Source organism: Bacteroides cutis (genome assembly GCF_900241005.1).
Classification (GTDB): Bacteria; Bacteroidota; Bacteroidia; order Bacteroidales; family Bacteroidaceae; genus Bacteroides; species Bacteroides cutis.
Genome location: NZ_OEST01000005.1, coordinates 153,327 through 164,984, shown reverse-complemented (window position 1 = coordinate 164,984; position 11,658 = coordinate 153,327). Strand labels below are relative to the sequence as shown.

The following is an 11,658-nucleotide window of genomic DNA, read 5'->3' as shown; positions in this document are numbered from 1 at the left end:
AGTATCTTTGTTTTTATTTTAAGTACCAAATATGAAACAGTTTATCTTCTTTTTCATCTTATTTCTGTCAGTAAATAGTCCCATTTCGGCCCAGTCTGATACAATCCCCTATGGAATTCTCAAAAACATGCCGGTTTTCTACGAACAACTCAAGCAACAACTCACCTACCCCGAAGCATGGGGAAACTCTTCTATAAAAGATTTCAAACAGTGGAAGACGAATGCACGTAACATTGTAATGGAATGCATGCAGAATTTACCGCCTGCTCCCGGAAAATACAATATGACACTCGTCGCAACAGAACAACGAAATGGCTACGAAGCCCGTAAAATCCGGTTTAATGTCTCGGATTGGTATAGCATACCAGCCTATCTGCTGGTTCCTGCAGGTAAGGGTCCTTTTCCCGCTATCGTCATGCTTCACGACCACGGTGCCCATTTTTCAATTGGGAAAGAGAAGATGATTCGTCCATTCGGAGTGTCGCCGGAGGTCTTAACGGATGCCGGAGACTGGGTAATACGTTGTTACGACGGAGAATATATCGGTGATTATTTTGCACAGAACGGATATGTGGTATTGGCCATAGATGCCTTATTTTGGGGAGAACGTGGGCGAAAAGAGGGTACAAATTATGAAGTACAGCAGGCGTTAGCTTCCAACTTCCTGCAGATGGGGGCTTCTTGGGGGGCTTTCATCAATATAGATGATGTACGCAGCGCTGAGTTTCTGGCTTCGTTGCCTATGGTTGACAAAGAAAGAGTAGGGTGTCTGGGGTTTTCTATGGGAGCTTATCGTTCGTGGATGCTTGCAGCCCTTACCGATTGTATCAAAGCCTCGGCATCTGTTTGCTGGATGAACACCACTGAATACCTGATGTCTCTCACCAATAATCAAAACAAAGGCGGATCGGCCTATTCGATGCTCATTCCCACTCTGAGACGTTATCTCGATTATCCGCATACGGCAAGTATCGCCTGCCCGAAACCTACACTGTTCTTCAATGGAAGTAAAGACAAACTCTTTCCGGTGGATGGGGTGAAGGATGCGTATCAGACCATGCGTGCCGTGTGGAAGAGTCAAGATGCAGAAGACAAGCTTGTGACCAAGATATGGGAGGAGAAGCATTTCTTTAACAAATATATGCAAAGAGAAACGCTGGAATTCTTCAATAAATGGTTTCTTACCAGTCCTCTTGAAAGAGAAAGAAAATAATTCTGAGGGATATAATAATCTGTCGCGAGGGATATATAGATTTATCACGACAGATATATAGACTTATCACGACAGATCTTTATATCCCTCGCAAGGCATCTATATATCTGTCAACCTCTTATTTAAGATGCTTTTTAATCCAGACTAAATGTCCATATTCCGTATCTTCTGACGTCCAATGTTCATTGATTGGAGTGACAAGGGCTTCTTTCGGACAATTCAACAGATTGTACACAATATAGCTCGTAGTAGGCGGACATGTATCGTCATTGTATCCCCAGGTAAGATAAGTAGGTACTCTTATCTGCCTTGCAAAATTCACGACATCATAATATGCCATTGTTTTGAGTTTGTCGGGAGTATCCATACCACCTACACGGAAAAAATGGGGATAACCTCCGGCACGTCCGACCTTATATCCAGCCATATCACAGAGAGCAGGATGGTTGGCAACACACGCAGTGACACGTTCATCCAGTCCGGTGGTTACCAAGGCTAATGCACCACCCTGGCTGCCACCCTGAACGATAACGTTCTTACCATCCCACTCCGGTAACGACGTAAGGAAATCGATACTGCGAACACATGCCAGATACACACGTTTCATATAATAATTGTCACGGTTATCCAACCCATTGGACAGATATCCGTTCTCCCTGCCATTAAAAGCATTGCTGATTTCCTTAAATTCGGTTTCCGTCATTTCTGGATTCAAACCATGAATCTCCATTTCAAAACGAATACAACCCTGCTCGGCATAATATTTATGCCGCAATGGTTCTTTTATAGTCTTTATACCTGCTCCCGGAGGACAGAGAACCACGGGACAAGCGGCTTTCGTCATGTTCTTGGGACAAGTGAGGTATCCGTAGATGCTTTGCCCACGATTATTAAGTTGTAGTTTCACGAGATAGCAATCTATCTTGTCAGTAGAATACTTTTCTACCCATTTCTTTGTAAAATTCAAGGGATATTTAGTTGCTTCAGTTTTGTTTTTCTCCCAGAATTCTTTGAAATCGGCAGGTAGTTGTGTATAAGGCTGTAATTTCTCGGGCGAGAAACCGACCTTCACATGGTGTCTATAGGTCTTACCTCCGATAGTTGCCTGCAAACGGCAATCGCGAAATCCCGGTTGTTTCATGGTACCGACAGCGATTACGGCTTTACCAGCTTTCAGGACAACAGAACCTTTGGTATCGGCGGGCATCATGTCGCCACCAAGTTCATAAGTTACCGTCACTCCATTCTGAGGGATGCCATATTTATAGAACTGTATTTCTACAGTCGCTTCTTCTCCCGTTTTATACAACCAATCGGCATGATCGGGTACGGCCACCCAAAGCACATCGCTACGGTAAGGATAATTCTCTGCTGAAACTGAAAGTGTCAGAGAGATCAGGAAAACAACAGATAATAAGATTCGTTTCATTATAGCATGTCTAAATTTTACATACGCCACAGAAGACGCAGATTTATACTTTGGCAAATGTTTTTATCGTTTTATCTCTATCAGCCCATTACCATTCTTCACCGGATTCCAACCATCGTCCCCCGCAAGTACGGTTTCAATCTCATAGCCTTTTCCACTTTTGAGCTGATGTGAGAATGGCGCACGTGTTTTAGAATTGGAACCTGCGCCATAACTACCATATTCGGCATAGAAAACTGTTTTCTCCGCTTCTTTCTTCCCCCAATTATGCCAACCTGCCGGAAGAATATGCTTGCCCATGTCACAATGAACGTATACAGCCTGCGCATAAGGTCGCCACGGGCGGGAAAGATATACTTTATGCACATCGTCATCAGCCGTCAACTTACAATCTTGAAATACATAACCATATCTCTGACCCTTATCGGTAGAAGGTGCAGTGACGTAACCATCTCCTTTACTGTGAATACGGCAACGGTTGAATACCGCCACAGACCAACCGAAAATAAAATCGACAGTTCCTTCTATGTAGCAATCTTCATAATATTGGCGACATCCCTTTCCGTAAGTATAAAGCGTATCCTGGAAACCAAGAAAACGGCATTTTTTGAAATATACGCGGTCAGCGCTGACAAAGCAAGCTACAGCCTGTCCCACAGGTCCTGCCGTATTTTCAAAAGTTATGTTCTCCGCATAGAAATCGGGGGCATAGATATAGCAGGAAGAAGAACCGGAAGTACTTTTCTCTTCACCAAAGACATTGAGCTTACGGGCATAATCATCAAACGAAACCACAGCACCTTCCTGACCTATCAGCGAGATATTTATCTTACTCTCAGGAATTATCAATTTTTCCTTATATACCCCTTTGCGCACCAAGATAGTGGTACGTTTGTTCTTGCGAAAATCAGGAACGGCATCAATCGCCTCCTGTACCGTGAAGAAATCACCGCTACCATCCTGTGCCACTACAAAATCATAATGACATACATACTTAGCCAGTTCCGGTACTACTTTGGCAATGGCATCCACAGCCAGCCCGGCAACGACACGGGCACCATGTACATTCAAGTGTGTATTGTCTTCACGTCCCTTAGGCATGGCAGGAACTACATCGGCGGGAACCCACATAAAAAGTTTCTTCGATTCTTCCGGTCCCATACCTTCCACCAAATCATGAGTCAACTTATTCATATCTATAAAAGGAACGTCCAACTCTTTTGCCACATTACGCGGAGAGTCCAGATAAGCTCCATGTGTATCTATCAACTTATCACCTTTCTCAGGAGATGGAGTCTGCGATGCTTCACGTTTGGCATCGGGATTTATTCCTTTACGGATATCATCTTGGATGATTGCCTGTGCTACAGCCTTTTCATCAGCCGTTCCAAAATTACGGCGTACAATGGAATTGAACAAAACAGGAATGCCACCCTTGGCCCGTGTTTCATTCACAAATTTACGCAGATTGGCATCGAAGGTAGTTCCGGGATCTGTATGGCGGTCGGCAACGGGTTTTTCATCATTATGCCCGAACTGGATGAATACATAATCTCCTTTCCTTATCAGAGAAAGTACTTTATCCCATCGCCCTTCGTCGATAAAACTCTTGGAACTACGACCATTCATGGCATGATTGTCTATCCGGATGTCTTCGGAAAAGAAACCGGGCAACACATGGCCCCATCCTCTCTCGGGATTTCCTCCTGTGAGCGATTTATTCGACATTGTCGAATCGCCAATCATAAAGATCGTAACAATCGGTTTGTCCGCTTTGAACGCGGAAAACAAAAAGAATGCTACAAGTAGCAGAAACAATTTATTTTTCATGGTTTTCAAACTTATGTTTTTTACTATATTTGCCACACTTATTTATAGATTCTACACAAAATGCAAAAGACAAGAAGTAATACATTCATTCTCGAAAACGAGAAAGTATGGGAACCTGCCGGTGAAGGCGTCGTTCGTCAGATCATGGGTTATGATGGCCAAGTAATGCTCGTAAAAGTAAAGTTCGAGCAGGGAGCAGTCGGCACACCCCATACACATTATCACACGCAGACAACATATGTTGCCAGCGGCAAGTTTGAATTTACCGTCAACGGCGAAAAACAAATCGTTTCAGCGGGAGACGGCATTTATATGGAACCGGATGCAGTACACGGATGTGTCTGTTTGGAAGCAGGGGTACTGATTGACTGCTTCAGCCCGATGAGGGAGGATTTTTTGAAAAGATAAATAGTCATTCAGGGGCGTTATGCCCCTGAATGACTATTTATCTTCCTTCCGGTATCCATTCATTACAAATCCTAAATATATACTTCAAATCATTGTATTTGGCCACTTCTTTCTTTGAAAGTTGCTTTGCCCATTGTACGCGACCGACATTTGCGGCACCTTCACCTTTATTACCATATTCGGCATAACGTGCCGTTTTCTCATTCTCTGCATTACGCCAGTTGTCCCAGCCTGCCGGACAGATGTGTTTCCCCATTTCACAATCAATGAATACAGTTGCAGCATACGGACGCCACGGACGTCCCAGATAAACCTTATCTACACCTGGCGCTGCCGTCAAAGTACAATTCTTGAAAACATATCCCACTTCCACATTGGCAGGAGTAGATGCCGCCGTGATATATGAATTTTTCTTGCTATGGAGCGTGCAATTATCGAATAAAGCGGTAGAAGAACCGAATATAAAATCGGTAGTACCTTCTATATAACAATTAAAAAAATAAAGACGAGTACCCTCAAGCCCCGTATAGATGGTATCCTGATTTCCCAAAAGACGGCAATTAATGAATACCAGACGATCACCTTCTGTATGAAGCGCCACGGCCTGTCCTAATTGCGCTGCATTATTCTCAATCGTTAAATTCTTGAAGATAATACCGTTACCTTCTACCTTTACCGTATAAGTACGGAACGTACCCATCTTATTGATATTGGCATGGTCATCGTACGTAATAATCGTATTCTCCGTATCTTCACCGATGAAATCTATGTTTTGCAACCATGAGGGGATAACCACCTTCTCCTTATAAAGTCCGTTCTTGATAAATACCGTCACTTTATAATCCATAAAAGCACGAATTCCCTCCATGGCTTCATTCAATGAACGATAATCGCCCGAACCGTCACGCGACACTACCAATGTATCTTTCCACTGATTGGCTGCGGACAGGGAAACAACGCCACATGACACAATCATTATACAGACAGCCAAGATCCTTATTCTATCCTTCATTTCTGATTTATCACTTCTTTTACCTCCTGAAGACGCTCCCATTCCAAACTTCCCAAAATAAAAGGCCCCACGGCTTTGGGATCATTATTACGGATAGTTTCATTGATATAATAGTTGTAATCACCTGAACGATATACCTTTCCACCTAATCCGGCAACAGCACAGGCTTTGGTTATGGTCACTATACCATCTTTATCCACTTCTATGAAATTATCAAGAATTCCTTTATATCCCTTAATTGCTACATCCAGATAAGATTTATCAATATATCCTTTACGTACACCTTTAAACAGAGCATACACAAACATGGCAGAACAAGATGACTCCAAATAATTACCTTCTGCACCACTCTTATCCAATACTTGATACCATAAACCTGTTTTCATATCTTGCAAACGTTTCACTTGCGAAGCTATTTTATTGAAAATAATCAGCATGGAGTCACGTCCCGCCTCATGTTTCGGAATAAAATCCAGTGCATCTACAAATGCCATAGCATACCATCCCATAGCACGTCCCCAGCTATGTTTTGACTGTCCGGTCACAGGATCCGCCCAACGTTCTTTATGGCTTACATCGCAAGCATGACGATATAAATCATTTTTCGCATCATAGGTATGGCGGGCCGCCATCAAAAACTGGTTGATAACGTCTGCATAAACATTCACTTCATTATTACGGAAAGCATATTCCGCATAGAAAGGCGCTCCCATATAGACACCATCCAGCCAAACCTGATTTGGATAAATTTTCTTATGCCAAAAGCCGCCATCGGCATTCCGAGGCTGCCCATCGAACTGGCTGCGTAGCAGGGCGAGTGCTTTCTTATACTTATCATCCTTGGTTTGCTCATAAATACGGAATAGAAATTTACCGGAGTTCACACGATCCAAACTATATTCCTGCAACTTGTACATTTTAATGGTCCCATCGTTATTGACCATCGTATCGGCATATGCCAAAGCATAATCATAAATTTTCTTATCACCATAACGGTCGTACACATCCAGCATGGATTGAAGTTCCAGTCCATGACAATAGTCCCATTTCAATTTTGGCTGAAAATCAAGCTGCCAGGATTCAGGCCAACGAATCATTTCAGACTCTACCATACGCACTGACCAAGGTAGTTCCTTACTTACACGTTGCGCAGATACCCCTAAAGAAATTCCTAAGGATAATATCAGTAACAAGCCAGATACAAATAATTTACAAATAAAAATCTTTTTCATGAAATTGTTCATTTTGGGTATTAGACCTATTCTTTATTTACGAAACAAAAATAGCGTATTCTTACTAAACAAGTGTGTACTTTTCAGTACAGAAGGTAGATTATTTGGTTTTCGTGTACGGAAACGAGTAATTTTGTGCACGATAACGAGCAAATTTGTCTAAAATCGTCCTTTTTACTAAATATTATGCTTTTCCAGTTTGATTAATTAATAAAAGGTCTTATTTTTGACCCCAGTTTTTAATACATACTATTGTAAAACATAATCAATTACCAATTTAACACGCATAAAGAATGGAACAAGTTTTCAAGTACATCCTCGGTTTAGGAGCAGCTGTTATGATGCCAATAATCTTTACAATCATTGGCATGTGCATTAGGATGAAATTCAGTAAGGCTCTGAAGTCGGGCCTATTCGTCGGAGTCGGTTTTGTGGGTTTAGGAGTAGTCACAGCTCTGTTGACAACTAATTTTGACAATCCTTTAAAAACCATATCCGATTTATATCACCTGCAACTAAACGTGTTCGATATGGGATGGCCTGCCGCTGCCGCTGTTGCTTATAATACAGCTGTAGGTGCGCTAATAATACCTATATGCTTAGGTATTAATTTTTTAATGCTCATCACCAAGACTACACGAACAATAAATATCGATTTATGGAACTATTGGCATTTTGCTTTTATTGGTGCTGTGGCATACTTTGTTACAGGTGAAAATTTGGCATGGGGGTATTTTGCCGCTATTATCTGTTATGTTATTACGCTGGTTTGTGCAGACCTTACTGCTGAGAAGTTCCAAAAATACTATGATTTAGATGGAATATCTATTCCTCAACCGTTCTGCCAAAGTTTTATGCCTTTTGCCATTGTCATCAATAAAGCACTGGACAAAATACCGGGTTTCTCCAAATTAGACATTGATGCCGAAGGAATGAAAAAGAAATTCGGTGTGATAGGTGAACCGTTGGTATTGGGTGTCATTGTAGGTATGTTGATTGGATGGGCTGCACAGTTGGATATTAAGAAAATACTTTTCTTAGGCATTACAATGGGAGCTGTAATGGAACTTATTCCTCGTATTACTTCTTTGTTCATTGAAGGATTGAAACCTATATCTGAAAAGACATCCGAATTGGTGAAAGCCAAATTTAATGGCAAGAAGATAAACATCGGTATGAGTCCTGCATTGGTTATCGGACACCCTACGACCTTGGTAGTATCGGTTATCTTAATTCCTGTCAGTCTGGCATTGGCAGTATTTCTCCCGGGTAACCAATTCCTGCCATTAGCTTCTTTGGCTGGTATGTTCTACTTGTTTCCTATGGTATTACCTTTCACTAAGGGTAATGTATTGAAAACATTAATAGTAGGTCTCGTCACTCTGATTATCGGTTTGTACTTCGTAACCGACATGGCACCAGATTTTACTTTGGCTGCCAACAATGTATACGCCGAGACACATGACCCAACGGCACACATTCCTGATGGTTTCTCCGGCGGTGCAATTGATTTTGCGTCTTCTTTCTTCGGTTGGACCATATATAGAGGTATAAAACTCTCGTATGTGGGTGGTGCTCTGTTGGCTTTGGTAGCTATCGTATTGATGTTGATCAACCGTCGTGCCATCATCCGTAGCGAAAAGGTAGCAAAAGAGACTATAAAAGAAGCTTAAATTAATCATAGCATATTCATCTTAAAAGTTTATATTAGAAATGAAAAAATTAGCAATTGCCCTGATGTTGGGTGCTGCCGCATTGACGGCTTCCGCCCAAGTAAACTACAAAGTACAGACAGCCTGTCATCCGTCAGACGTAAAGCACTATGACACGGAACGTCTTCGTAGCTCTTTTATGATGGACAAAGTAATGGCTCCGGACGAAATTAACGTAACTTATACTCTTTACGATCGTTTGATTTATGGAGGTGCCATGCCTGTAAACAAGACTTTGAAGTTAGAAGTATTCCGTGAACTTGGTCCGGAAATCACTTATTTCCTGGAACGTCGTGAACTGGGTGTTATCAACACCGGTGGTGATGGAGTGGTTACCGTAGATGGTAAGGAATATCCGATGAAATACAAAGAAGCACTTTATGTGGGTTGCGGTAATAAGGAAGTTACTTTCAAAAGTAACGATGCTTCTAATCCTGCAAAATTCTATATCAATTCAGCTCCGGCTTACAAACCTTACGTTACTCAGCTGATTACCACTGACGTTAAACTCCAGAAAGCTAATCCTAAGAAATATGCTCTGGGAATTTCCGATCATTATGGAAAAATGGAAGACAGTAACGACCGTATCGTAAACCAACTGATTGTGAAAGATGTATTGGAAAGAGTGAAAGACGGTGGTACCAACCAATTGCAAATGGGACTTACGGAATTGGCTCCCGGTTCTGTATGGAACACTATGCCTGCTCACACTCATACACGCCGTATGGAGGCTTACTACTACTTCAACCTGACTCCGGGAAATGCAATTTGTCATTTGATGGGTGAACCTCAGGAAGAACGTCTTGTATGGTTGCACAACGAACAAGCCATCACTTCTCCTGAATGGAGTATCCACGCAGCAGCAGGAACCAGTAACTATACTTTCATCTGGGGTATGGGTGGTGAGAACCTGAAATATAGCGACAAAGATGAGATTAAATACATTGATATGAAATAAACTCTCTTTAATACAGAATAGGCATGGATTATTCTAATCCATGCCTATTTTGTCATTTTCTCCATGATTTACATCAAAAATTACACCAGAAACACAACACAAACCCCTACATTTGCAAATAAAATAACAAATCTATATCATGAGTACATTTCAAAACACACTGGGCAAAATGACCAATTATCGTTGGACTATTTGCGCCATGTTATTCTTCGCAACAACAGTAAATTACCTCGACCGTCAGGTATTGTCACTTACCTGGGACGAATTCATCAAACCGGAATTTCATTGGGATGAATCTCACTACGGAACAATTACTGCAGTTTTCTCATTTGTATATGCGGCTTGTATGCTATTTGCCGGCCGTTTCGTAGATTGGCTAGGCTCTAAAAAAGGATATTTATGGGCTATTGGCGTATGGTCAGTCGGTGCCTGTCTCCATGCCTTTTGCGGTATAATCACAGAACATTTTGTAGGTTTACATAGTGCAGCAGAATTAATGGGGGCTACCGGTGACGTAGTAGTGACTATCGCTACCATCAGTATGTACTGTTTCCTGGCAGCCCGTTGTGTACTAGCTTTAGGAGAAGCCGGAAACTTTCCAGCCGCAATCAAGGTTACTGCCGAGTATTTCCCCAAGAAAGACCGTGCATACGCTACTTCCATATTCAATGCCGGCGCATCTATCGGAGCGTTGATTGCTCCTATTTCTATTCCTTTATTGGCTAAAGCCTGGGGATGGGAAATGGCATTTATTGTAATTGGTGCGCTTGGGTTTATCTGGATGGGCTTTTGGGTATTTATGTATACAGCTCCTGCCAAGAGTAAGCATGTAAACAAGGCTGAATTAGAATATATAGAACAAGACAGCTACGAGATTGCGGGAGTTAAAGAGGAAAACCAAAAAGAGGAAAAGAAAATGGGCTTTTTGCAATGCTTCGGTTATAAGCAGACATGGGCCTTTGCCATCGGTAAATTTATGACCGACGGTGTATGGTGGTTTTTCTTGTTCTGGACCCCGTCCTATTTGAACACACAGTTCGGTATCAAAACTTCCGAGGGACTGGGTATGGCACTCATTTTCACATTGTATGCTATCACCATGCTTTCCATTTACGGTGGTAAAATACCTACTATCATCATCAACAAAACCGGACTAAATCCGTATGCAGCGCGTATGCGTGCCATGCTGATTTTCGCATTCTTCCCGTTGTTGGTATTATTAGCACAACCTTTAGGCACTATTTCACCATGGTTCCCGGTTATTATGATTGGTATCGGTGGAGCAGCCCATCAATCATGGTCTGCAAACATCTTCTCCACTGTGGGCGATATGTTCCCGAAATCAGCAATCGCCACTGTTACCGGTATTGGCGGCATGGCAGGTGGCATCGGTTCCATGTTGTTACAATTCATTGCCGGTGAACTCTTTGTATATGCAGGAAACACTAATATGACATTCATGGGATTCGAAGGAAAGCCAGCCGGTTATTTCGTAATCTTCTGCGTATGTGCTGTAGCTTACTTGTTAGGATGGGTAATTATGAAAGGATTGGTTCCTAAATACAAACCTATCGTACTTGACTGATACAGAACCCAATAAGCATAAAAAAACAAAAAAGCTCTTTCTTACGAAAGAGCTTTTTTGTTCCCTTATCGGAACTGGATTTTAGCATTTAGCCCAACGGTAACAAATAAGGAAAACATTTTAAGGTGAAAAAAAGGGAAGTCTCACGACTTCCACAATTCTTCTAACCTTAAATCTAAATCTCTATGAAAAAAACGTGTTGCAAATATAACGCTTTATCCTACGCGAAGCTATTAATAAAATATATAAATATAAGAAAAACATTTAATAAACATTAAA

9 protein-coding genes are annotated in these 11,658 nt (G+C 41.8%); 5 read left to right on the top strand and 4 right to left on the bottom strand.

All coding sequences use genetic code 11. The features are described from left to right. The first annotated feature begins 31 nt into the window (after positions 1 to 31). A complete protein-coding gene (locus tag C1A09_RS12025; RefSeq protein WP_101544514.1) occupies positions 32 to 1,213 on the top strand; it encodes a dienelactone hydrolase family protein in 1,182 nt (393 codons plus the stop codon). 118 nt (positions 1,214 to 1,331) lie between these two features. On the opposite strand, the gene C1A09_RS12020 is transcribed toward C1A09_RS12025, so the two are convergent. After that, complete coding sequence (locus tag C1A09_RS12020) at positions 1,332 to 2,642, bottom strand: acetylxylan esterase (protein WP_101544512.1); 1,311 nt, start codon at positions 2,640 to 2,642, stop codon at positions 1,332 to 1,334. A gap of 63 nt (positions 2,643 to 2,705) precedes the next feature. Beyond that, the gene (locus C1A09_RS12015) at positions 2,706 to 4,472 is read right to left on the bottom strand and encodes a pectinesterase family protein (RefSeq protein WP_101544805.1); all 1,767 of its coding nucleotides are present in this window, start codon (positions 4,470 to 4,472) and stop codon (positions 2,706 to 2,708) included. A gap of 60 nt (positions 4,473 to 4,532) precedes the next feature. Between C1A09_RS12015 and C1A09_RS12010 the strand changes: the two genes are divergently transcribed. Next, a complete protein-coding gene (locus tag C1A09_RS12010) occupies positions 4,533 to 4,880 on the top strand; it encodes a cupin domain-containing protein (RefSeq protein ID WP_101544510.1) in 348 nt (115 codons plus the stop codon). Positions 4,881 to 4,917: 37 nt separating this feature from the next. Here the strand turns inward: C1A09_RS12010 and C1A09_RS12005 are convergent, their stop codons facing one another. Next, positions 4,918 to 5,856: a pectinesterase family protein gene (locus tag C1A09_RS12005; RefSeq protein WP_370448203.1), complete on the bottom strand. Its 939-nt coding sequence runs from the start codon at positions 5,854 to 5,856 to the stop codon at positions 4,918 to 4,920. Positions 5,857 to 5,888: 32 nt separating this feature from the next. Continuing rightward, complete coding sequence (locus tag C1A09_RS12000) at positions 5,889 to 7,124, bottom strand: glycoside hydrolase family 88/105 protein (protein ID WP_101544803.1); 1,236 nt, start codon at positions 7,122 to 7,124, stop codon at positions 5,889 to 5,891. 293 nt (positions 7,125 to 7,417) lie between these two features. Here C1A09_RS12000 and C1A09_RS11995 point away from each other — a divergent pair, with 293 nt between their 5' ends. From C1A09_RS11995 to C1A09_RS11985, 3 genes are all read left to right on the top strand, one after another. Next, the gene (locus C1A09_RS11995; protein ID WP_101544506.1) at positions 7,418 to 8,797 is read left to right on the top strand and encodes a PTS galactitol transporter subunit IIC; all 1,380 of its coding nucleotides are present in this window, start codon (positions 7,418 to 7,420) and stop codon (positions 8,795 to 8,797) included. 40 nt (positions 8,798 to 8,837) lie between these two features. Further along, positions 8,838 to 9,794, top strand: coding sequence for a 5-dehydro-4-deoxy-D-glucuronate isomerase (gene kduI / locus C1A09_RS11990; protein ID WP_101544504.1), 957 nt, complete (start codon positions 8,838 to 8,840; stop codon positions 9,792 to 9,794). 139 nt (positions 9,795 to 9,933) lie between these two features. Beyond that, the gene (locus C1A09_RS11985; RefSeq protein WP_101544503.1) at positions 9,934 to 11,379 is read left to right on the top strand and encodes an MFS transporter; all 1,446 of its coding nucleotides are present in this window, start codon (positions 9,934 to 9,936) and stop codon (positions 11,377 to 11,379) included. The last annotated feature ends 279 nt before the right edge of the window (positions 11,380 to 11,658 follow it).

Excerpts from the sequence above, each read along its gene's own strand:
- C1A09_RS12025 (WP_101544514.1), top strand. The coding sequence starts at position 32 with ATGAAACAGTTTATCTTCTTTTTCATCTTATTTCTGTCAGTAAATAGT.
- C1A09_RS12020 (WP_101544512.1), bottom strand. The coding sequence starts at position 2,642 with ATGAAACGAATCTTATTATCTGTTGTTTTCCTGATCTCTCTGACACTT.
- C1A09_RS12015 (WP_101544805.1), bottom strand. The coding sequence starts at position 4,472 with ATGAAAAATAAATTGTTTCTGCTACTTGTAGCATTCTTTTTGTTTTCC.
- C1A09_RS12010 (WP_101544510.1), top strand. The coding sequence starts at position 4,533 with ATGCAAAAGACAAGAAGTAATACATTCATTCTCGAAAACGAGAAAGTA.
- C1A09_RS12005 (WP_370448203.1), bottom strand. The coding sequence starts at position 5,856 with ATGATTGTGTCATGTGGCGTTGTTTCCCTGTCCGCAGCCAATCAGTGG.
- C1A09_RS12000 (WP_101544803.1), bottom strand. The coding sequence starts at position 7,124 with ATGAAAAAGATTTTTATTTGTAAATTATTTGTATCTGGCTTGTTACTG.
- C1A09_RS11995 (WP_101544506.1), top strand. The coding sequence starts at position 7,418 with ATGGAACAAGTTTTCAAGTACATCCTCGGTTTAGGAGCAGCTGTTATG.
- kduI (WP_101544504.1), top strand. The coding sequence starts at position 8,838 with ATGAAAAAATTAGCAATTGCCCTGATGTTGGGTGCTGCCGCATTGACG.
- C1A09_RS11985 (WP_101544503.1), top strand. The coding sequence starts at position 9,934 with ATGAGTACATTTCAAAACACACTGGGCAAAATGACCAATTATCGTTGG.